Origin of the sequence: Nitrosospira sp. Nsp11, assembly GCF_900142705.1 — a bacterium.
Taxonomy (GTDB): domain Bacteria; phylum Pseudomonadota; class Gammaproteobacteria; order Burkholderiales; family Nitrosomonadaceae; genus Nitrosospira.
Map to the genome: position 1 here is coordinate 40,285 of NZ_FRBV01000003.1, position 22,798 is coordinate 63,082.

21 protein-coding genes are annotated in these 22,798 nt (G+C 53.5%); 13 read left to right on the forward strand and 8 right to left on the reverse strand.

Annotated features, from left to right (window positions below):
- Positions 1-104 precede the first annotated feature (104 nt).
- From BUA28_RS05555 to BUA28_RS05565, 3 genes are all read right to left on the reverse strand, one after another.
- Positions 105-776 carry a YiaD family glycine zipper/OmpA-like lipoprotein gene (locus BUA28_RS05555; protein ID WP_072767140.1) on the reverse strand — a complete coding sequence of 224 codons (672 nt, stop codon included), beginning with the start codon at positions 774-776 and terminating at the stop codon, positions 105-107.
- Between the two features lie 107 nt (positions 777-883).
- Entirely contained in the window at positions 884-1,804 is a 921-nt protein-coding gene (gene xerD, locus BUA28_RS05560; protein ID WP_072767141.1) for a site-specific tyrosine recombinase XerD, read from the reverse strand.
- Positions 1,791-2,288: a methylated-DNA--[protein]-cysteine S-methyltransferase gene (locus tag BUA28_RS05565; protein ID WP_072767142.1), complete on the reverse strand. Its 498-nt coding sequence runs from the start codon at positions 2,286-2,288 to the stop codon at positions 1,791-1,793. Before BUA28_RS05565 ends, xerD begins: the two co-directional genes overlap by 14 nt.
- A 191-nt stretch (positions 2,289-2,479) precedes the next feature.
- On the opposite strand from BUA28_RS05565, the gene BUA28_RS05570 reads away from it, so the two are divergent.
- The 9 genes from BUA28_RS05570 (at position 2,480) to BUA28_RS05610 (ending at position 14,557) form a co-directional block, all read left to right on the forward strand.
- Positions 2,480-4,006: a leucyl aminopeptidase gene (locus BUA28_RS05570; protein ID WP_072767143.1), complete on the forward strand. Its 1,527-nt coding sequence runs from the start codon at positions 2,480-2,482 to the stop codon at positions 4,004-4,006.
- A gap of 6 nt (positions 4,007-4,012) precedes the next feature.
- On the forward strand, positions 4,013-4,432 hold the full coding sequence (locus BUA28_RS05575) for a DNA polymerase III subunit chi (protein WP_072767144.1): 420 nt from the start codon (positions 4,013-4,015) through the stop codon (positions 4,430-4,432).
- A gap of 109 nt (positions 4,433-4,541) precedes the next feature.
- A complete protein-coding gene (locus BUA28_RS05580; protein WP_072767145.1) occupies positions 4,542-4,925 on the forward strand; it encodes a hypothetical protein in 384 nt (127 codons plus the stop codon).
- A gap of 149 nt (positions 4,926-5,074) precedes the next feature.
- Entirely contained in the window at positions 5,075-7,900 is a 2,826-nt protein-coding gene (locus tag BUA28_RS05585) for a valine--tRNA ligase (RefSeq protein WP_072767146.1), read from the forward strand.
- Positions 7,901-8,084: 184 nt separating this feature from the next.
- Positions 8,085-8,738 carry an adenylate kinase gene (gene adk / locus BUA28_RS05590; protein ID WP_072767147.1) on the forward strand — a complete coding sequence of 218 codons (654 nt, stop codon included), beginning with the start codon at positions 8,085-8,087 and terminating at the stop codon, positions 8,736-8,738.
- 354 nt (positions 8,739-9,092) lie between these two features.
- A complete protein-coding gene (locus tag BUA28_RS05595; RefSeq protein ID WP_072767148.1) occupies positions 9,093-10,352 on the forward strand; it encodes a 6-phosphofructokinase in 1,260 nt (419 codons plus the stop codon).
- A 72-nt stretch (positions 10,353-10,424) separates the two neighbouring features.
- Complete coding sequence (locus BUA28_RS05600; RefSeq protein ID WP_072767149.1) at positions 10,425-12,461, forward strand: sodium-translocating pyrophosphatase; 2,037 nt, start codon at positions 10,425-10,427, stop codon at positions 12,459-12,461.
- A 255-nt stretch (positions 12,462-12,716) separates the two neighbouring features.
- Entirely contained in the window at positions 12,717-13,124 is a 408-nt protein-coding gene (locus BUA28_RS05605; RefSeq protein ID WP_072767150.1) for a GlcG/HbpS family heme-binding protein, read from the forward strand.
- 374 nt (positions 13,125-13,498) lie between these two features.
- Positions 13,499-14,557, forward strand: a complete 1,059-nt coding sequence (locus BUA28_RS05610; protein ID WP_072767151.1) for an AI-2E family transporter — start codon at positions 13,499-13,501, stop codon at positions 14,555-14,557.
- A 98-nt stretch (positions 14,558-14,655) separates the two neighbouring features.
- Here the strand turns inward: BUA28_RS05610 and BUA28_RS05615 are convergent, their stop codons facing one another.
- Positions 14,656-15,480 (reverse strand): SDR family NAD(P)-dependent oxidoreductase, encoded by an 825-nt coding sequence (locus tag BUA28_RS05615; RefSeq protein ID WP_072767152.1) that lies wholly within the window; start codon positions 15,478-15,480, stop codon positions 14,656-14,658.
- Positions 15,481-15,672: 192 nt separating this feature from the next.
- Here BUA28_RS05615 and BUA28_RS05620 point away from each other — a divergent pair, with 192 nt between their 5' ends.
- On the forward strand, positions 15,673-16,371 hold the full coding sequence (locus BUA28_RS05620; RefSeq protein ID WP_072767153.1) for an SDR family oxidoreductase: 699 nt from the start codon (positions 15,673-15,675) through the stop codon (positions 16,369-16,371).
- A 133-nt stretch (positions 16,372-16,504) separates the two neighbouring features.
- On the opposite strand, the gene BUA28_RS05625 is transcribed toward BUA28_RS05620, so the two are convergent.
- A complete protein-coding gene (locus tag BUA28_RS05625) occupies positions 16,505-16,825 on the reverse strand; it encodes a heavy metal-binding domain-containing protein (RefSeq protein ID WP_072767154.1) in 321 nt (106 codons plus the stop codon).
- 83 nt (positions 16,826-16,908) lie between these two features.
- On the reverse strand, positions 16,909-17,253 hold the full coding sequence (locus BUA28_RS05630; protein ID WP_072767155.1) for a hypothetical protein: 345 nt from the start codon (positions 17,251-17,253) through the stop codon (positions 16,909-16,911).
- 336 nt (positions 17,254-17,589) lie between these two features.
- On the opposite strand from BUA28_RS05630, the gene BUA28_RS05635 reads away from it, so the two are divergent.
- The 3 genes from BUA28_RS05635 to BUA28_RS05645 are packed head-to-tail and all read left to right on the forward strand — an operon-like array spanning position 17,590 to position 21,366.
- Entirely contained in the window at positions 17,590-18,576 is a 987-nt protein-coding gene (locus BUA28_RS05635) for an extracellular solute-binding protein (RefSeq protein ID WP_072767301.1), read from the forward strand.
- A gap of 12 nt (positions 18,577-18,588) precedes the next feature.
- On the forward strand, positions 18,589-20,274 hold the full coding sequence (locus tag BUA28_RS05640; protein WP_083569889.1) for an ABC transporter permease: 1,686 nt from the start codon (positions 18,589-18,591) through the stop codon (positions 20,272-20,274).
- 15 nt (positions 20,275-20,289) lie between these two features.
- The gene (locus tag BUA28_RS05645; RefSeq protein WP_072767156.1) at positions 20,290-21,366 is read left to right on the forward strand and encodes an ABC transporter ATP-binding protein; all 1,077 of its coding nucleotides are present in this window, start codon (positions 20,290-20,292) and stop codon (positions 21,364-21,366) included.
- A gap of 104 nt (positions 21,367-21,470) precedes the next feature.
- Here the strand turns inward: BUA28_RS05645 and BUA28_RS05650 are convergent, their stop codons facing one another.
- The gene (locus BUA28_RS05650; protein ID WP_256325301.1) at positions 21,471-21,962 is read right to left on the reverse strand and encodes a hypothetical protein; all 492 of its coding nucleotides are present in this window, start codon (positions 21,960-21,962) and stop codon (positions 21,471-21,473) included.
- A 179-nt stretch (positions 21,963-22,141) separates the two neighbouring features.
- On the reverse strand, positions 22,142-22,798 hold the full coding sequence (locus BUA28_RS05655; protein ID WP_072767157.1) for a response regulator transcription factor: 657 nt from the start codon (positions 22,796-22,798) through the stop codon (positions 22,142-22,144).

The following is a 22,798-nucleotide window of genomic DNA, read 5'->3' on the forward strand; positions in this document are numbered from 1 at the left end:
GGAAAGCTGGTGCTTTCAATTTGCGCCCTCCAAGGCGTAAGAGACGATGCAGCCAGTTCCATTTTATCCACGGGTTATTTATTGCGTTGCAAACGCCGGCGGTCCTACTCTGAAGCGGCTTGCGGCTCAGCCACAAAAATTTCGACACGACGGTTTTTAGCTCTGTTTGCGGGCGTATCGTTGGCGACTAGAGGCTCACGCGAACCACGACCATCAATATTGATGCGATTCGAAGAAACACCCCGGCTCACCAAATAATCCCGCGTGCTGGCCGCGCGGTTAATAGATAAGGGATTATTGATTGCATCGCTACCCGAGTTGTCGGTATGTCCAATGATCGTTACCTGGGAAGCAGTATTATTGCTCAGGCTCGTCGCGAAGCTATCCAGTACCGGTTTGAAATCATATTTGATCTCCGCGCGGCCGGTATCAAATGAAATATCGCTGGGGATATCCAGCTTCAGGCGGTTATCCGATGTCTTGACGACTTGTACACCCGTACCGGAGGTAGCTTGTTCCATTTCCTTTTTTTGCTGTTCCATTCTCCTGGACCATACATTCCCGGCAATAGCCCCAAGACCGGCACCCGCTGCCGCGCCAATCGCCGCACCCGTCCCTTTGCCTGCAAGAACGCCAATTATTGCGCCTGTACTCGCACCGATCCCTGCGCCTATAGCCGTGTCTCGAGCTCTATTATTCTGCGTTTCGGGCGTGCTAGCACAGCCACCCATTGTCAAGACCAGCGCCATTGAAATAATTGATAATTGATTACGCATGATTTTCCCCTTATTTGTCGGTAAAGTTATGTGGAGTGCAGATAATTTCTGCATATCAGCAACTCGCTTAAGCTAACTCTAGCAGAGAATGGGTGAAAAGCTATCAATCATCCTCGTGGATGATGCAGGGCATGAATACGCTTCAACCGTTCGCGCGCAACGTGAGTATAGATTTGCGTGGTGGAAATATCTGCATGGCCCAGCAGCAATTGCACCACGCGTAAATCAGCACCATGATTCAGCAGATGCGTAGCAAAAGCATGGCGCAATGTGTGTGGCGACAGCGGCTTGGCGATACCGGCCTGCTGCGCATAACGTTTGATCAGATACCAGAAAGCCTGGCGTGTCATGGCCGAGCCACGGGTGGTGACGAACAGCGCGTTACTCAATCTCCCTTTCAGCAACCCCGGTCTAGTCTCTCTAGTGTAGCGAGCTACCCACTCTAGCGCGTCCTCACCCAAAGGCGTCAGCCGTTCTTTCCCGCCCTTGCCGATCACTCGTACAATGCCCATGTTCAGGCTGATTTGTGGGCTTTCCAGGCTGATCAGCTCGGATACCCGCAGTCCGCTCGCGTATAGCACCTCAAGCATGGTGCGATCACGCAATCCTAATGGAGTCTTGACATCAGGCGCATCAAGCAATGCTTCCACATCCGCCTCAGTCAGGCTCGCGGGCAAATTACGGGGCAGTTTGGGCGTATCGATATTGAGACTTGGATCAGCCCGAATTCTTCCCTGGCGTAACAGGAAACGATAGAACCGCTTTAAACTCGACAGTTCGCGGCTGGTGGTGCTCGCCTTTACCCTGGCGGAAACCTTACAGGCAAGAAACTCCAGCAGATCGGGATGCGTCGCCGCCACCAGCAAGCTATCACTCTGTTTTCGCTCTTTCTGCTTGGCAAGCCATTGGCTGAATTGTTGCAGATCGCTGCGGTAGCTTTCCAATGTATTACGTGACAAACCGTCTTCCAGCCATAAGGCATCCGAGAACTCGTCCAGCAAGCATGAGTCAAGCTCAGGCACCTTCATGGTGCAATAGCCAGCGCTTGATAGTAAGCGGGACGCCGTCGCTCGCATTCATAAACCCCCCCAGCCCGCCGTTTTTTGCAATAACGCGATGACACGGAATAATTATCGGCAGCCGGTTGGCTCCGCATGCCTGCCCCACGGCACGCGGGGCAGAATGCAGTTGTGCAGCGATATCGCCATAACTGCGGGTGGTCCCGCTGGAAATATCCTGAATGGCACGCCATACCCGCCGCTGATGGACAGTGCCGCCAATGTGCATCGATAGATCGAATACAAAGGCCGGATCAGCCAGATACGCCTGCAGCTGCTCGCAGACTTCCTTGGCCAAAGCAGTACGCGGCGCAAGTAAAGGCGTGTCGACGGGCAGGTACGCTATATCGGTGAGCCAGTCTTCTTCGACGCGAAGACCGAGTACGGCAAATGGGGCAGCAAGCTTTGCCTGATAGTTGTTTGCTGATTTTTGAACAGCCTTAGGCTTCATCATGACAATATTGAGATCGCTTATTCATCTTGCTTACCGCCGCCTGGGGCAGAGAATTCAGTAGTCATAGAGGCTTTGTAAACAGCTGTAACAGTTTTCTGTCCGCTTTGACTTTATGCCGACAGTCCGGCGATAATCAGCCATTATCCGGCTTGAGTAATCTGCCGGCAAGACCCCTGATCAAGGAGCAAGTGGTGAAATTTAATATAAAAAGCGGAAACCCGGAGAAGCAGCGCAGCGCGTGCGTGGTGGTGGGCGTATTCGAGCCGCGCAAATTGACTGAAGCGGCAGAAGCCATGGACAAGATCGCCGATGGGTATATCGGCGGACTATTGCGCAGCGGCGATATGGAGGGTAAGACAGGCTCTGCACTGGTTCTGCACAACGTGCCCAACACCTTGTGCGAGCGAATACTCCTGGTGGGACTCGGCAAGGAACAAGAGCTCAGCGATAAAGCATACTGCGATGTGGTACGCAGCGCGTTCAAGGCATTGCATGGCACAGGCGCTACGGACGCCGCCCTGTTTTTGAATGAGGTACCGGTCAAAAACCGTGAAACCGCATGGAAAATTTCACAAACCGCCATTATCGCGATGGAAAGCAGGTATCGCTTCGATCGACTCAAAAGCCAGGTTGAAGAAACTAAACCGCCTCTTCGTAAGGTCACGCTTTGCACCCTGAGCGACGGCGGCCGCATAAAACTTGCCACCAGCGAAGAAGCCCTTCAGCAGGGCCTTGCCATTGCCGATGGCATGAATCTTGCCAAAGATCTAGGCAATCTTGCGCCCAACATCTGTACCCCGACCTACCTGGCGGAGCAGGCCATCGACGTGGCCAAGGCTTATAAGCTCAAGGTTACCGTTCTGGAGCAGAAGGACATGGAGAAGCTCGGCATGGGCGCATTGCTGGCCGTTGCCCGCGGCAGTCACCAGCCCGCCAAGCTGATCGCGCTGGAATACTGGGGGCGAACGAAGAAGGAAAAACCGGTCGTGCTGGTGGGCAAGGGCGTCACTTTTGATACCGGCGGCATTTCCTTGAAGCCCGCAGCGGAGATGGATGAAATGAAGTACGACATGTGCGGCGCAGCCAGCGTGCTCGGCACCATTACCGCGGTGGCAAAAATGCGACTTCCCGTCAACGTGATCGGCATCATACCCACCACCGAAAATATGCCTGGTGGCAATGCCACCAGGCCCGCGGATGTCGTTACCAGCATGTCCGGGCAAACCGTGGAAATTCTCAATACTGATGCTGAAGGACGGCTGATCCTGTGCGATGCGCTGACTTATGCCGAGCGCTATGAACCCGAGACCGTAATAGATATTGCGACCCTTACCGGTGCTTGTGTCATCGCCCTCGGCCATGTTGCGTCGGGATTACTCAGCACAGATGAAGAACTGGCAGAGGAATTGCTGCAGGCTTCCGGTCAAGCAGCAGATCCCGCTTGGCGACTGCCATTATGGGACGAGTACCAGGAGCAATTGAAAAGTAATTTTGCCGATATCGCCAACATCGGTGGCCGCGCCGCCGGAACCATTACCGCGGCCTGCTTCCTGTCGCGTTTCACGAAGAAATATCGATGGGCTCACCTGGACATAGCGGGTACTGCCTGGAAATCCGGCAAGGAAAAAGGGGCCACAGGCCGACCTGTGCCTCTGCTGACACAATTCCTGATCGGGCGGGCGGCGAAAAAAGGGCCTGCCGAGCATAAATCGAAATAGACTGGCATGACCGAGATCGACTTCTATTCCGGCAGCGAGGATAAACTTCATACCGCTTGCCGTCTCGTTGCCAAAGCGTTGCGGAAAGGCTTCAAGGTAATGATTTATTCAACCGATATAACAATGATCGAGCGGCTGGATAAACTTCTTTGGACTTTTTCTTCAATCGACTTTATTCCTCACTGCCGTGCTGACGACAAGTTGGCCGATGCCACACCGGTAATACTCGGCTACGCCGCGAATCTTCCACATAATGATGTCCTGCTCAACCTGGATCCTGAAAATCCTTCGTTCTTCAGCCGCTTCCGGCGCTTGATCGAAATCGCCGGCACTACGCCGGAAGATACGCAAGCGGCGCGAAAACGCTATCGCTTCTATCAGGATCGGGGATATGAAATTCGCCATCATAAGCTTGGAGCGGTATAGTTAAACCCAGATTGAGTCAGATGCGGGAATATATCCTGCATCACCTCTTTCCGCCGGATGTTCTTCTCTCCAGGCACCCTTTCAACTATTCGCGAAATCCGGCACTTCCATGACAAACAGCAGCGATGAAACGACGCCAGAAGCTGATTACAACGAAATCCTGAGCAAGCTCGAAGCGTTGCTGCGCAAGCACCAGGGCAACCCATCGGCTCCAGCCTCGGTTGAAACGGATGGCAAAGCCGAGGCTTTTCATATTGCTGCTCACGGAACCGCATTAGCATTAGAGCAGAGGTCGTTGATAGCAGTAGACGAGATACCAACGCTGACTGAAATGGTGTATCTGGCCCCTGAAATGCTGTCGCCTCAGCCTGATATTACATCGCTACTGGCGCAAATTCTGGATTCCGCGCTTGGGGACGCGGAGGTCGACCTGAATGCCGACGCGAGAAAAATATTGGTTCAGGCGCTGGAATCCCGCTTGTTCGGACTCTGAGCGGCTTCCGGCCACCGCGCGTGCATCAGCTTAGCCTCATCCCGGTTGGCCACCGCTTCAGGATAAACGTCACCTGACGATAACCGTCACTGTTTGCATCCGCACCTTCCGTTATAATTGCCGGTTTTCCGCCTTCCCCGTCAATATCCATGGAACTCGAAAAAAGCTTTAATCCCCGCACCATCGAAAACCGCTGGTATTCGCGTTGGGAATCCGCCGGCTATTTCAAATCCATGCCCGATGGGACACCCGCTCAAACAGGGATAGTTCCTGCCTACTGTATTATGCTGCCCCCCCCGAACGTAACCGGCACACTGCACATGGGCCACGCTTTCCAGCATACCTTGATGGATGCGCTTTCGCGTTATCACCGCATGTGCGGGGAAAACACGCTATGGCAGCCCGGCACAGATCACGCCGGCATTGCAACGCAAATTGTCGTAGAACGCCAACTGGATCAGCAGAATATCGATCGCCGCGACCTGGGGCGGGAAGAATTCATTGAGCGCGTATGGCAATGGAAAACGGAATCCGGCTCCACCATCAGTCGCCAGATGAGGCGCCTGGGTGCTTCCTGCGACTGGTCGCGCGAACGCTTCACCATGGATTCAGGATTATCCCGAGCCGTTACCGAAGCATTCGTCCGGCTTTATCGCGATGGCCTCATCTATCGTGGCAAACGGCTGGTGAATTGGGACCCGGTGCTGCAGACCGCGGTTTCCGATCTGGAAGTGATATCCGTCGAGGAGGAAGGATCTCTCTGGCATATTCTCTATCCACTCGAGAAGGACGGGGAAATAGATCTGGACGACAGAGCGTCCACAAGAGTAATCGTCGCCACGACACGTCCCGAAACCATGCTGGGTGATATGGCCGTTGCCGTGCATCCGGATGACCTCCGTTACCGCCACCTGATCGGTCGCCACGTGCGCCTTCCATTGTGTGAGCGAAGTATTCCTATAATCGCCGATGCTTATGTCGATCCGGAATTTGGTACCGGCTGCTTGAAAATTACCCCCGCGCATGATTTCAATGACTACCAGGTCGGGAAGCGGCATGAGCTTATTCCGCTCAGTATTCTCACGCTGGACGGAAAAATCAACGAGTTGGCACCCACGCAGTATCAGGGCATGGACCGTTCGGATGCTCGCAAAAAAATTATTTCCGATCTGGAAGGACAAGGTCTGCTGATTGAGACCAGGCCGCACAAGCTTATGGTCCCGCGCGGAGACCGAACCCACGCGGTAATCGAGCCCATGCTCACCGATCAATGGTATGTGGAGATGGATGGTCTCGCCAAAGCCGGGCTGAAAGTGGTAGCGAGCGGTGAAGTCAGTTTCATTCCGGAAAACTGGAGTCATGTATACAACCAATGGCTCGAAAACATCCAGGACTGGTGTATTTCGCGTCAATTGTGGTGGGGGCACCGGATTCCAGCCTGGTATGACGAGGACAACAACATCTTTGTCGCGCACAGCCTGGAGGAAGCGCAGCGGCTGGCTGGTGAACGCAAGCTCATCCAGGACGAGGACGTGCTCGATACCTGGTTTTCATCGGCGCTATGGCCATTCTCCACTTTGGGCTGGCCCGGAGAAACACCTGAACTCCGGACTTTTCTGCCAACGTCGGTTTTGATCACGGGTTTTGACATCATCTTTTTCTGGGTGGCGCGCATGGTGATGATGTCGCTGTATTTCACCGGCAAAGTGCCGTTCAGGGAGGTGTATATAACCGGACTGATACGCGATGCGGAAGGGCATAAGATGAGCAAGTCCAAAGGCAACGTGCTGGACCCGCTGGATCTCATCGACGGCATCGCCTTGCCGGACTTGATTTCCAAACGCACCACAGGTCTCATGAACCCCGCACAGGCCGAATCCATCGAAAAAATCACGCGGAAGCATTTCCCTGCAGGCATTCCCGCATTCGGCGCCGATGCGCTGCGTTTTACGTTTGCCAGTCTCGCCTCTCATGGCCGGGATATAAAATTCGATATGCAGCGCTGCGAGGGCTACCGGAATTTTTGTAACAAGCTGTGGAATGCCAGTCGCTACGTTTTAATGAATTGCGAGGGAAAAGATACCGGTTTGGCCGCAAGTCTGACCTTGGAATCCAATGAAGTGTCGGCCTTGGAATATTCCGATGCCGACAGGTGGGTCATCAGCCGTTTGCAATTGGCGGAACTTGCGGTCACTCAGGCTTATCGCGATTACCGCTTCGATATGGCGGCACGGGAAATCTATGAATTAGTCTGGGATGAGTATTGTGACTGGTATCTGGAGTTTGCCAAAGTACAGTTGAATGACGGCAGCGCTGCTGCACAGCGCGCCACCCGCCGCACGCTGGCGCGCGTATTGGAGGCGACATTACGGCTGGCTCATCCCATTATTCCCTTTATTACTGAAGAGTTGTGGCAAAACATCGCGCCGCTGGCCGGCAAGCAAGGCGAGAGCATCATGATGCAGCCATATCCCAAAGCCGATCCCGGGAAGATCAGCGAAGATGCAACCGGCCGGATCGCCGCACTCAAGGAAATGATCAACGCCTGCCGAACCTTGCGCGGCGAAATGAATCTGTCTCCAGCATCGAGGGTTCCCCTGCTGGCTGCAGGAGATGAGCAAACGCTCGCTGAATTTGTTCCTTACCTGATGGCGCTGGCTAAACTCTCAAGTGTCGAAATCGTGCGCGACAGCTTGCCCCACGCCGATGCGCCAGTGGCAATCGTGGGCGAATTTCGATTGATGCTTAAAATCGAAGTGGATATAGTGGCCGAGCGCGAACGACTGGCCCGGGAAATTGGTCGCATCGAAGCAGAAGTCGCCAAGGCGGAGAGCAAACTTGCCAATAACAGCTTTATCGAGCGTGCCCCCGCCAAGGTGGTGGAGCAGGAAAAAAACAGGCTTGGCAATTTTGGTGCAACGCTGGTGAAGCTGAAAGAGCAGCTGCTGAAGCTGGATAGCTCGCCACCCCTGTGAATGGATTTCTGATTTTGCCGCGCCATGAAGCAGGAAGAATATATTGAAGCCTCTCGATTCATAAAATTGAAGCAAAAAGTTCAAGCCTCATGCTCGGCTGCGCTATACTTATCGGAAATAATGAAGAAATACCTCTAGCTCTGCCTTATAAGGTGGAGATCATGGAAAGAGATAAGGGGAAATAATCATAATTGTTCTATTAGGCGGCCCCGGCGCGGGAAAAGGGACGCAGGCCAATTACATCAAGGAACATTTCGGCATTCCCCAGATATCCACGGGCGACATGCTCCGCGCGGCAGTCAAGGCGGGTACCGAACTGGGTATCATGGCCAAGAAAATCATGGATGAGGGTGGGCTGGTTTCCGATGACATTATTATCGGGCTGGTCAAAGCGCGCATTGCACAGCCCGATTGCGTAAAAGGTTTCCTCTTCGACGGTTTTCCCCGCACCATTCCCCAGGCGGATGCAATGAAGGCCGCCGGCGTACCCATCAATTTTGTGATCGAAATTTACGTGCCTGACGAAGAGATCATCAGGCGCTTGTCGGGCCGGCGCCTGCATCCCGCCTCGGGCCGTATTTATCACGTGATATTCAATCCGCCCGCCATGGATGAGAGAGACGATGTAACCGGCGAGCCACTGATACAGCGCGACGATGATAAAGAGAGAACCGTGAGGAAACGGCTGGAAACCTATCATGCCCAGACCGAACCATTGGTAGAATATTATGCTAATTGGTCAGCCAACGGCGGAAGGGGCGCCCCCAAGTACGTCAAAATAGCGGGGGTAGGATCGGTAGAAAATATTCGCGACGCCATTTTTGCTTCACTAAAATAAACCTCAAGCAAGAACCTTGGCGGACTTGAGCTTTATGATATCGCCGCCGTTTTAATCCGTGAACAGCAACACAGCAGCAGCCTTAACAAGCTGCAGCCTGGCGCATCGTTGCGCGGCCAGGACGGTAGCACTAACTGCCTGTCGGACTTGAAGAATCGCAGCGAAAAAGTGACTGGGTGAGGGCAGATTTTGAGGATTTTGAAGGTCAATATCTATTGGTCGAAAATCAGCGAAATATCACCCACCCAGACCCTTTTGCAGCCGATTTCCTTTAAGTCCGACAGGCTGCCCGGGCAGCAAACGCATCGGCGTAATGCGCAGCAGATAAAATTTTAGAATAATCAGGGGAAAATCATGGTAGCAAAAAATGCTTTTTATGCGCAGTCCGGCGGCGTCACCGCCGTCATCAACGCCTCGGCCGCTGGCCTTATCGAAGCCGCCCGCCAGCAACAAGGGAAAATAGGCGCGGTTTATGCAGGCCGCAACGGCATTATCGGCGCCCTGACTGAAGATCTGATCGACACCGGCAAGGATTCCGCCTCGGCAATCAGCGCCCTTCGCCATACTCCCTCGGGAGCGTTCGGCTCTTGCCGTTACAAATTGAAAAGTCTCGAACAAAACCGGCGTGAGTACGAACGACTGATCGAGGTATTCAAGGCGCATGACATCGGCTACTTTTTTTATAATGGCGGCGGTGATTCCGCTGACACATGCCTCAAGGTCTCACAGCTCGCCGATACGCTGGGCTATCCCATCCAGGCCATTCATGTACCGAAAACGGTGGATAACGACCTTCCCATTACAGATTGCTGCCCCGGCTACGGCTCGGTGGCAAAATACATCGCCGTGTCCACGCTCGAAGCCAGCTTCGACGTCGCCAGCATGTCAAAAACATCGACGAAAGTATTTGTCCTGGAAGTGATGGGACGTCATGCCGGATGGATTGCTGCGGCAGGCGGCCTGGCATCCAGTGTCGACCGTGAAATCCCGGTTGTCATTCTCTTTCCGGAGATCCCCTTCGATAAAGCGAAATTTATCGCCAAGGTGGATAGCAATGTCAAGAAATTTGGCTACTGCTCGGTAGTGGTATCCGAAGGCGTAAAAGGGGAAGACGGCAAATTCCTTTCCGACCAGGGTATCCGTGATGCTTTCGGTCACGCTCAACTGGGTGGTGTTGCCCCTGTGGTGGCGAATATTGTCAGGGAGGAGCTCGGCCTTAAATACCATTGGGCAGTAGCGGATTATCTACAGCGCGCCGGGCGCCATATCGCCTCGAAAACCGATGTGGAGCAGGCTTATGCGATGGGTAAGGCCGCGGTGGAATTCGCCATCGATGGACATAACGCCGTAATGCCTACCATAGAGCGCGTTTCCAGTCATCCTTATGTGTGGAAGGTAGGCATGGCGCAACTCTCCGAGGTTGCCAACGTTGAGAAAATGATGCCCGAGAATTTCATCAGCGAGGATGGCTTTGGCATCACCGACAAATGCAGGGAATATCTGGTCCCCCTTATCCAGGGAGAGGATTACCCTCCCTATAAGGAGGGCTTACCGGACTATGTGCGACTGAAGAACGTGGCGGTAGCAAAAAAACTGGGGGACTTCACGATTTAAACCCCTTCAAGCTTGATGGGATTAGGAATTCCGTGTGCGTTTTCGAGCAGTCCGACTTAACTGGAGGTTTAAATGGCTACTGGTTTAATTATCGCGATTGCTTGTGCGATGGCTGCGCTCCTGTACGGAGTGGTTTCGATAAAATGGATTGTCGCGTTGCCAACAGGCAACGAACGCATGCGGGAGATTGCTACTGCCATTCAAGAAGGGGCTTCGGCATACCTGAATCGCCAATACACGACCATAAGTATCGTTGGGGTGATTCTACTGGTGGCCATTTTCCTGGCATTGGGCTGGAAAACCGCTGTCGGGTTTTTCATCGGTGCTTTTTTGTCGGGGCTGACAGGTTATATCGGCATGAACGTTTCGGTGCGAGCCAATGTCCGTACCGCAGAAGCTGCAAGAGAAGGTCTCAATGCAGCGCTGAACGTGGCGTTCAGAGGCGGCGCGATAACCGGCATGCTTGTGGTGGGTCTGGGCTTGATGGGCGTGGCCGGCTACTATGCTTTCCTTACCGCCGGCCTGGGCACCAATGAATCAGATGCGACTCACGCCCTGGTGGGTTTGGCTTTCGGTAGCTCGCTGATCTCCATTTTCGCTCGTCTCGGCGGCGGCATTTTTACTAAAGGCGCCGACGTAGGCGCCGATCTGGTGGGCAAGGTCGAAGCCGGCATTCCCGAGGATGATCCGCGCAACCCGGCAGTCATTGCCGACAACGTGGGGGACAATGTAGGCGACTGCGCGGGAATGGCTGCCGATCTGTTCGAGACATACGCCGTGACCATTATTGCTACCATGCTGTTGGGTGGACTGCTGATCACAGACGCCGGTCCTAATGCGGTTCTCTATCCGCTGGTGCTGGGGGGATTTTCCATTATCGCTTCCATCATCGGTTGCTACTTCGTCAAAGCGCGTGAGGGCGGAAAGATCATGAACGCGCTTTATCGCGGTCTCTCGGTTGCCGGTGTACTGGCTGCGGTCGCCTTTTATCCCATCACGACGATGATGCTGGGCGAAGGAGTGATGATTGACGGCAAACTGGTTTCATCGATGAATCTATACCTCGCCGGGCTCGTAGGTCTGGTGTTGACTGCCGCCATGGTGTGGATTACCGAATACTACACCTCTACCGAATATGGGCCAGTACAGCATATCGCGGAAGCGTCCAGCACCGGTCACGGCACCAACGTAATCGCCGGTCTGGGTGTGTCCATGAAATCGACCGCCGCTCCGGTACTTGCCGTCTGCGTCTCCATCTGGTGCGCCCAGGAGTTGGCGGGCCTTTATGGCATCGCTATCGCCGCCACCTCGATGCTATCGATGGCAGGTATCATCGTGGCGCTCGACGCCTACGGACCCATTACCGACAATGCCGGCGGAATTGCGGAAATGGCAGGTTTGCCATCGGAGATACGCGATATCACCGACCCGCTGGATGCGGTAGGGAACACTACCAAGGCGGTAACGAAAGGCTACGCCATCGGCTCCGCCGGTTTGGCCGCGCTGGTACTGTTTGCCGATTACACTCATGCGCTTTCCACGGGCGGCAAGCTCTTGAATTTTGACTTATCCGATCACATGGTGATCATCGGCTTGTTCCTCGGCGGCATGGTGCCATACCTGTTCGGGGCCATGGCGATGGAGGCTGTCGGTCGGGCTGCCGGTTCGGTGGTGGTGGAAGTTCGCCGCCAGTTCAGGGAAATTCCCGGGATCATGGAAGGTACCGCGAAGCCGGACTATTCCAGAGCAGTGGATATGGTAACAAAGGCCGCCATCAAGGAAATGATTATCCCCTCGTTGCTGCCGGTTGCCGTGCCCTTGCTCGTCGGCCTCCTGCTCGGCCCCGTCGCCTTGGGTGGTGTCCTGATTGGCGCTATTATCACGGGTATCTTTGTAGCGATTTCCATGACTGCCGGGGGCGGAGCCTGGGATAACGCCAAAAAATACATTGAAGACGGCCACTTTGGCGGCAAGGGTTCGGAAGCGCATAAAGCGGCGGTGACCGGTGATACTGTCGGCGACCCCTACAAAGACACCGCCGGCCCCGCGATTAACCCGCTCATCAAGATCATGAATATTGTTGCCTTATTGATTGTCCCATTGCTATGAGCCTTTTATTCGCAGACAAGGCACGCCGAGAAATTATGGCGTGCTTTTTTTTGGTACACTAAAAATTGCATACCCGCTTTTTCAATCTTTCCCGATTCCCGGGCGTTATATATTTGGTGAGGAATATCATGTATTTCGTCACTTCAAGCTTGAACCGAAACCCGACCCCAGTCAGCAACAACGTATTTTGCGTCCCATTCGATACCGACTTTCATCGATTTGACGTTCACAATGTCGCCTGCCAGATGGATAGTCATGAATAATAAGATCGCCCTCACGCTCGATGATGCCAAAATTATTGCCGCTGCATCGGAAGCGGAAGCCAGGCGCAATAACTGGCCGGTGGTGATTGCAATCGTTGATGACGGGGCTCACCTGGTTTACCTGCTGCGCCTCGACAATACTCAGTTCGGCAGCGTCGATGTCGCAATTCAGAAGGCCTGCGCGGCGATTGCATTTCGACGTCCCACTAAGGTGTGGGAAGAACACGTCGCTGACGGACGCCTGCGTTATCTCGGCCTGCCCGGAACCCTGCCGATCGAAGGTGGTTTACCCATCATAGTGGATGGCCAGTTCATCGGCGCTGTAGGAGTAAGCGGTGTGAGATCCCACGAGGATGCGCAAATTGCACAGGCAGGATTGAATGCAATGCCAAAAAGCTGATATAAATAAATCAGGCTCATTCGCCTGATGCGGCACAGCTTATCCGCTCGTCGAATCCGGCGGGTTCGATATTAAAGTGTCACCTTTCCGCCTTCATAGTCAATTCAAACGGAAGACGTTGTCATTGGTACATTCAACGCCTGCGCGCTTCAGCCGTAGCCATCCAGACGGGAATTCAGCCAGGCATTCGTATGCATATCAGTATGCCGGGCGCTTCCCAACGGAGCCACCAACCCGGCCATTGCCGTACCCTGAATACAGTTTAACTGGGCAAATTTAGTCTCATTTCTTTCAACACCACTATCTATCCTGGGGCTGAGTTAAGATACGATTCGCGCTACAAATCACGCTCTTTACCTGACTATCTGGATTATATGAATTCTGTGGAGCTCCAACAAAAAACTTTCCTGCTCCTATTGGTTTTCGTTACCGTAGCATTCGGGTGGATTCTCTTGCCTTTCTATGGCGCAGTATTTTGGGGCTCGGTTCTTGCCATCATATTTACTCCGTTTCATCGCAGATTGCTGGTCGTCATGAACCAGCGGCAAAATCTTGCCGCGCTCACCACCCTCCTGCTCTGCCTGATCATAGTGATTCTTCCGGTTACGATAATGACGATTTCGCTGCTACAGGAAGGATCCATCGTCTACCAGGGAATCCGGTCTGGACAGCTTAATTTCGGTGCTTATTTTCAGCAGATCATGGGAGCTATGCCACCCTGGGTCACCAACGTTCTGGACCGGCTCGGGCTCACCAATATTTCCGAGCTGCAGGATATGCTATCGACCGGCGCTTTGCAGGGCAGCCAATTTATCGCAATGCACGCTCTCAGCATCGGCCAGAACGCCTTTGAATTCGTCATCAGCTTCGGCATTATGCTGTACCTGCTGTTTTTCCTGCTGCGCGACGGCGCTGCTCTTTCCATCAGGATCAAACAAGCGATACCGCTCAGCATGGAGCACAAGCGGCATCTATTCAGCAAGTTCACTACCGTTATTCGCGCCACCGTAAAGGGCAACGTTGTTGTTGCCGCGGCGCAAGGCACGCTAGGTGGAATAATGTTTTCGTTCCTCGGCATTCAAGGGGCCTTGCTATGGGGCTTTGTGATGGCCTTCCTTTCCCTGTTGCCCGCAGTCGGAGCCGGACTGATCTGGGTGCCGGTAGCGATCTATTTTCTCTTTACCGGTGCTGTTTGGCAGGGCGTCACCCTCATCGCTTTCGGCGTGCTCGTGATCGGGCTCGTGGATAACATTTTGCGCCCCATACTCGTCGGCAGGGATACAAAAATACCCGACTATGTGATTCTCATCTCAACCTTGGGAGGCATGGTCCTTTTCGGTCTTAACGGCTTCGTTATCGGACCCGTAATTGCGGCGCTCTTCATCGCTGCATGGGATCTCTTTTCTGCATCGAAAGAAGCGCCGGCGGATTGACGACGCGAGTTAGCGGGCAGCAAGCTGTCCTGTTAAAACGCGAAGGAAGCTAGCTATCGAATGAATCGATAGTTCCGGTCCTCCAATTGCCAAGGCTGTTACCGCCTGGAGAATCTCATCTGTAGCCGGACCGTCCAGGCAAAGATGCGGCCACCCAACAGCCACCTGGCTATGACCGAGATTCTGGAATCGAAGGGGAGCGCATGCCTTACCGGTGGAACCGAAGACGTGACGGCATCAAGCACCGCCTTAGCGATAATTTCCGGACCGGGCGCCCTGGGTTCGCCAACCAGAAGGTTATGCACGCCGTCGAGAAGTTTCTTGTAGGCTGGCGGATGCGCAACGGTCTTTAACAACCTTAGCTGGTTGGGAACAAACTCTGTCTTTATTATGCCAGGCGCAATGAGCACAACTTTAATTCCGAACTCCATCACCTCGCCACGCAGGGCATCGGTTAGCGCTTCAATGGCATACTTGGTAGCCGCATACCAACCAAAACCCGGCACCGATATTCTGCTCAGCGCCGAAACGATATTGACTATCGATCCTGATTTCTGCTCCCGCATATGCGGGAGGACTGCTTGCATGAACCGTGCATAGCCGAAAACGTTAACTTCGAACTGCCGATGGGCAGCCTCCATCGAAACACATTCGATAGCGCCTAACTGGCAGAGTGCCGCGTTGTTGACCAGCACATCGATACGCCCCTTGGTCGATATAATGTGACTCACTGCACGGTTAATGCCTTCTTCATCGGTCACATCCAGTTCTATCGGCTCGATGCGATCAGAACGAATCTCTTCCAGCCTGTACAAGCGCCGCGCCACGGCAAATACATAATAACCATTTTGGGCAAGAAGCTCGGCCGCAGCCCTTCCGATACCGCTGGACGCGCCGGTTACCAGTGCAATCCGCTGAATCATATCCTTCGCTCCTTTTATATTGCCATTCGTTTCACTTTTTATACATAATGAGCGAGAAAGCAATTAAACGGTTTATCTCGTTACCCAACATATTAGCCGCCGATATTTCTTTATAGCATCAGGCAGCGCGGGTATATTCCCGTTGACTACCAAGCGCTATTCACCTGCAGGCAGGCGCATGAGGAGAGAAATATGAAAACTGTATTAATCACAGGAGCCAACCGCGGGATTGGGCTGGAATTTTGCAGGCAGTATGCCGCAGAGGACTGGCGCATTTTAGCTTGCACTCGTCATCCTGAAAAATCAGGTGCGCTCAATACGCTGGCCGCCGGCTATCCTGAGCAGGTCACCGTGCATGCGCTCGATGTTGCTGATCATGCGCAAATAGAGGGATTGGCGCAGTCGTCAGCCGCCGAGCCGATCGATCTGCTGCTCAACAACGCCGGAATTTATACCGGCTCTCACGCGGGCACTTTCAATAGTATCGATTATGAGGCTTGGGCCCATGAATTTCGTGTTAATACCATGGCAACGCTGAAGATGGCCCAAGCGTTTAACTCGCATGTTGCCAGAAGCAGTCGAAAAATTATCGTGACCATCAGCAGCAAGATGGGCAGCATTGCGGAGAACGACAGCGGCGGCAGCTACCTGTACCGGTCCAGCAAGACGGCGGTAAATATGGTTATTAAAAGCCTTGCAATTGACCTGAAACCAGCGGGAATCATTGCGGTGGTACTGCACCCCGGATGGGTGCAGACCGATATGGGTGGCAAGAACGCATTAATCTCCACAGCAGAAAGCGTATCCGGCATGCGCCGCGTCATCAGTGATCTCACCTCGGCGGATTCGGGGAAATTCATCGCTTATGATGGTAAGCCAATTCCGTGGTAAGCGCCTGCTCTCCAGCATAGCAGCCGTTGTTAACCGATACAATCTTGCCAGTTAACAGTTGCCCGCAAGTAAAACCCGCTTTCATCCGTCGATAGAGGCTTGGTTAATTCGGAGAATTGGGTTTTCGTAGCGCTTATTCAACGATTACCGCCGTCCCGCTAGCCGAAACCATCAGCATCCCATTTTCCTTGCCCATTATCTCGTAATCGATATCGATGCCGATTACCGCGTTTGCACCGAGGTCCTGAGCGCGTCGCTGTAGCTCGTCAAGCGCGATTTCCCGCGCGCGCTGCAGCTCTTTTTCATAGGTTGCGGAGCGTCCTCCCACAAGGTCACGGATTCCGGCAAAGAGGTCTTTGAACAAATTGGCGCCGAGGATCGCTTCGCCGGCGATGACTCCGCAGTATTTCGTAATGCGCTTTCCCTCAATGCTCGGGGTAGTGGTAAGTTGCATAAACCTCCCATTGACGCTCTTCAATAAAATAAGTAATAAGCCCTAGCGGGCTATCTGTACAGCTTATCCATGGCAACGTGCCGTTACTGCGGCGCGGCGGGTTTCGGCCTCTTGCGAAGCTTCTTCAGGGGGCGCTTCCCTTGTGTACCATCACGGGATTTGAACTGATCAGGGGTCGGCATCCCCTTGCGCCGCACGTTTCGCTCAGCAGAAGAACTGCGCTCCGAGGCGTTTCGTTCCGAAGCGTTTCTCTCTGCGTTGTTCCGCTCCGAGGTGCTTCGCTCGGAAGTCATGGCGCGATTGACGGGAGTAAGCGTAATTTCAAGCTCGTTGATCTCATCCCATTCGGCCTCGGTACGCTGTCTTTCCGGAATAGCAAGAAGCTCTTGCAAGCGAATATTAGGCGGACTCGGCTGTAGTTTATCCATGGTATATTTAATGCGATGCTCTACTGATAATTATTATCATTTATAATAAGATTTGATCGATCTCACTGTTGATATCCGGAGTAAATAACGATGTTAAATGCCTGGTTAAAAAAATATCTGAACAAGACTTGCATTGAGCGCATGGCTGGCAACTTTACCGGAAAAATCGGGAGGACGACAAGGGTCCCGACGGAGGCATCATCGTACGCTTCTACGATGATGCCGGGGATCGCGGTGCAGGGAATATCCCATTTTACCGATAAAATACATTATAGGTCGCCCTCACGCCCTGGTGGGAAAACTCGGAGGCTTATTCAACGGTTCTTCAGCCAATATATTACTGCAATATTTTGCTGTGCCATTTTCTTTGGCGCCAGCGCATCTCACGCAGAGCAAGTAGTAGTCTATTCCGCCCGGATCGAACAGCTCATCAAACCAATGTTCGACGTTTTCACCAAAGATACCGGCATCAACGTAAAATTCGTCACTGACAAAGAAGGCCCATTGCTGGCGCGCCTCAAGGCGGAAGGAAAAAACACACCTGCCGACATGCTGATCACCTCGGATGCGGGCAATTTGTGGGAGGCCGCTCAAGAAGGACTGTTAAGACCTGTCGAGTCAAAAACGCTCCACGCAAATGTTCGCGCCTACCTCCGTGATCCCCAAAATCAGTGGTTCGGCCTGTCCGTGCGGGCCCGCACTATCATATATAACACACAGAAAGTAAAGCCTTCGGATCTTTCTACCTACGAAGCGCTGGCTGAGCCTCAATGGAAAGGACGGTTGTGCCTGCGCACTTCCAAGAAAGTATACAACCAGTCGCTGGTCGCGATGATGATCGCTGAGCATGGCGCGGTCAGGACCGAAGAAATTATCAAAGGCTGGGTCGCCAATCTCGCTATCGATCCTTTGTCCGACGAAACCAAGGCAATGGAATTCGTCGCCGCGGGACGATGCGATGTCACTATAGCCAACAGCTATTACTATGGCCGCCTGATGCAAAAAAACCCGGCATTGCCACTTGCGATTTTCTGGCCTAACCAGGAAGGCAGCGGCGTTCACGTCAATATCTCAGGGGCGGGGATTACCAAATACGCGCATAACGCACCCGCCGCAATCAGGTTGCTTGAATTTCTGTCATCGGAAAAAGCCCAGAATCTCTTTGCCGACGTGAATATGGAATACCCTGTCAACCCCAGGGTGAAGCCCGACCCCGCTGTCGCAGCCTGGGGCACCTTCAGGCAAAATACGATAAACGTAACCACAGCCGGGGAATTGCAGGCAGAAGCGGTAAAACTGATGGATCGCGCGGGCTATCGATAAGGCGTCAAGGATGTGAGAGATGAAACGCTTAGCTCAACGGAGACTGATTCAGGCACGAAAAATGGCTTTTCAAGCGCCTCAAGCTCCGCCTATCGGGTCTCGCACGGCTGGCGTCTAATCCCCTTTCTGGTAGCTGCGGTAGTACTCGTACCCGTTGGCACGGTCATCTCGTCCTTGTTCGTACCGGCAGGCGATGTCTGGCAACACTTGGTTGAAACGACACTGGCCGGCCTGTTGGTCAATACGTTCTGGCTCGCCGTGGGTGTTTCCGCCGGTTCCGCATTGCTGGGGGTGAGCCTGGCCTGGTTTACCGCGGTGTGCGAGTTCCCCGGTCGTAAATTCTTTTCGTGGGCATTATTGCTGCCGCTTGCCATTCCCGCATATGTTACCGCGTTCGTGGCTTTGGGCCTCTTCGATTACATCGGCCCGGTGCAAACGGCGCTGCGCGCCTGGCTGGGACCGGACAGATTCTGGTTTCCGGATATACGCAGCAGGCTGGGCGTTATCATTGTCATGGTCCTGGCGTTTTATCCTTATGTTTATTTGCTGGCGCGAAATGCATTTCTCACACAAGGCAAGCGCTCGCTGGAGGCTGCCCAGTCGCTCGGCTTTAATCGCACGCAAGGATTTTTCAAGCTGGCGTTGCCAATGGCGCGCCCGTGGATTGCAGGCGGGACAATGCTGGCTCTAATGGAAACGCTTGCCGATTTCGGTACGGTAGCGGTTTTCAATTACGATACCTTCACCACTGCTATTTATAAAGCCTGGTTTGCGATGTTTTCCCTCACCGCAGCCTCCCAGCTCGCCTCACTGCTGATCGTCATCGTTTTTGCCGTAATAGTTGTGGAGCAGCAATTTCGCTCACGCATGCGCTATGCCGAAACCAGGCAAAGTGCAAAGGCGACTCCCATTCCGCTCTCCGGTTGGCGCGCATGGCTGGTATCAGGGCTTGCGTCAGGCACGCTTTTTTTTTCGTTCCTGTTGCCGGTCATGCAACTGGGCATTTGGGCCGTGGGCGTTATCGAACGTGATTTCGACCAGCGTTACGTGGAATTTCTTTGGCATTCGCTGCTATTATCCACTTTTGCCGCCCTGCTCACTTGTGCCGTCGCGCTGCTCATGGTCTACGCCGCGCGACGCTACCCGGACGCCGCCACTCGCGGCGCAGTGCGCATATCCACTATTGGATATGCTCTGCCCGGTGCCGTTCTCGCGGTTGGAATTTTCATCCCCATAGCCTGGCTGGATAGTTGGCTGAGCGAAATGGCTATGCAGTTATTTCATATAGAAACCGGTTTGCTCATCCAGGGCACTCTTTTCACGATGCTGATTGCCTATATGACGCGCTTTCTCGCCGTCAGCCACAGCCCCATAGACAGCGCCATGCAGCGTGTGACCGGCAGTATCGATGAGGCAGCCATGGGACTTGGTTTGAGCGGATGGGCAACACTATGCCGCGTACACTTGCCCATTCTGAAGGGTGGAATATTCACCGCCGCCGCGCTCGTATTCGTGGATGTCATGAAAGAGATGCCCATCACGTTGATGACCCGGCCTTTTGGCTGGGACACCCTCGCCGTGCGGATTTTCGAAATGACGACGGAAGGCCAATGGGAGCAGGCCGCATTACCTGCCGTGACGCTGGTACTGGCAGGCCTGCTTCCCCTGATATTTTTTATGCGGCAAACCGAAAGTTGATTTGAACGATTGCCCATGAACGCGCTGCTTGAGCTCAAAAATATCCGGCATGCCTATGGCCGTCAAACAGTCGTAAACGACTTATCGCTCGTGCTAAAAAAAGGCGCCATCGGCTGCCTGCTGGGGCCGAGCGGGTGCGGCAAGACAACGGTATTGCGATGTATCGCCGGGTTTGAGCCCATCTCGACCGGAGAGATTGCGCTCAATGGCGTTGTCATAAGTAGCGCAGGTTTTGTCTTGCCGCCGGAACGGCGGCACATCGGCATGGTGTTCCAGGACTATGCATTATTTCCCCATCTGACCGTTCTGGCCAATGTTGGCTTTGGCCTGCATCGGATGCAAAAAACGGAGCGCGCGGCACGCATCCACGAGATGTTGAAAACCGTCGGCCTTGTTGATGTAGGAGGTAAATATCCGCATCAACTCTCGGGCGGTCAGCAACAGCGCGTGGCCCTCGCGCGGGCGTTGGCGCCAAAGCCTGATTTGCTGTTGCTGGATGAGCCTTTCTCCAATCTGGATGTGACACTGCGTGGCCGCTTGAGCCTGGAGGTGCGCGACATTCTCAAGAGTCAGAATGCTACGGCTATTTTGGTAACGCATGACCAGGACGAGGCTTTTGCCATTGCCGACGAGATCGGTGTCATGCACCAGGGCGAAATCCAGCAATGGGATACCGGCTACAATCTCTATCACAGGCCCGCCAACCGGTTCGTTGCAAATTTCATCGGCCAAGGCGTTTTTCTCCCCGGCAAAATACTGGATCCGCATCACGTGGAAATCGAGTTAGGGACTCTGGCAGGAGAGGTCCCGCATCAATGCATGCCGGACTGCCAACTATGTCGCGAGGGAAATCCCGTGGATGTGCTCATACGCCCGGATGACATTGTGCACGATGACGCCAGCCCCCTTCAAGCCGCCGTGATGCACAAGGCTTTCCGGGGCGCCGACATCATGTACACGCTGCGCCTGCCCGGCGGTGGAACTGCCCTATCACTGGTACCCAGCCACCATAATCATGCAATAGGCGAGAAAATCGGTATCAGGCTGGAGGCGGATCACGTTGTGGCGTTCAGCCAATCTACATCCAGCTGAAGCCTCAACGCAACTGCGTTGATCGCTTATCGGTTCCTGCAAAACTTGAGCGCATCATGTTCCCTGATCGTGTACCCCACCTTTTTATAGGAGTTGCCGAAACTTCAAATCTGCTCGTTGGGATCAGATTCGACCATCGCGTTGCTCTCGTGGTTTCGCTCCCGCCGGTTTTCCGCCGGCGTGGCGTAATCGCGCGGGGCAAGTTTTGATGCCATTTGCCGGTGAAAGGCCGCCTGCTTTATGTCTTCCTCGGCGGTTCGCTTGTATTTGTGCAGCAAAGCTGCGGTATGCGATTGTTTATCTTGTGCCTGTCTGCCATAAAGATAGCTTTTTTCTTCATAATGCTGAAGCAGTTTCTTTTGCTCCTCCGCCTTTTTCAGCATTTCTTGGGCGGTATTTTGGTATTGCTTCGCCAGTTTATCGTGGTCGGCATAAGTTTTCGCACTCTTTCCAGCTCTGTGAATATTGTCATTCTGCGCTTCGAGAGGACTCATTTGCGCGCAGGAAGCCAACAAGCCAAGCGCAGACAAGATCACAACGAATGTTCCTGATTTTGTTTTCACGATGGAACCCAAATAGAATGAAGGTAGCTTCATGCTAACTCGGTTCATACCACCAAATATATTGGGGAAACCCTGGTTTTTTGCTAAGGGAAACCCTTATGCAACTTTTATATGACAGAAGTTGCTATATAAAAGTTGACAGTATATGGGTCGCCCAAGAAAACCAGACAGAAACATCGGACAATCTGACGTAAAACCCAAGGCAATGCCTGCTATTGCGGTTCGGAAATCCAGTGGGTGGCATAACGTATCAAATCCGCACCGTCTTTCAGGTTCAATTTGGTACGAATGTTGAAGCGATGCGTTTCGATAGTTTTAATACTACGGCTAAGCAACTTGGCAATTTCCTGACTGCTATGCCCGGATCCGATCAAGTGCAGTACCTCGAACTCGCTCGGAGTCAGACTGTTGACCAACGGCTCAGACTCCGAATTTCCAGTCGCGACCCGGTTCAACAGCCTGGCGTGCATGGGCTTGCTCAGATAAATATTTCCCCTTAACACCTCGCGGATCGCAGTTATCAGCACTTCACCCGGCTCCTGCTTCATTACGTAGCCACGCGCGCCCGCCCGCAAAGCGCGTTCAGCATACACGCCCTCGTCATGCATGGAAACGACGAGTACGGGTAATGCCGGCATCGGAATGTGTATGCTTTTTATGACCTCAAAACCAGAGAGGGTCTTGAGAGACACATCCATTAAAACGATATCGGCATGATGCCCTGTTTTGAGGGTGGCTAGTGCTTCTTCGCCGTCGCCCGCCTCACCAAATACCTCCATGTCCGGCTCAAGATTGATGAGCATCGCCATACCATGCCGCAACATGGCGTGATCGTCCACCAGCATTACTTGTGCTTTCAAGGCTGACAT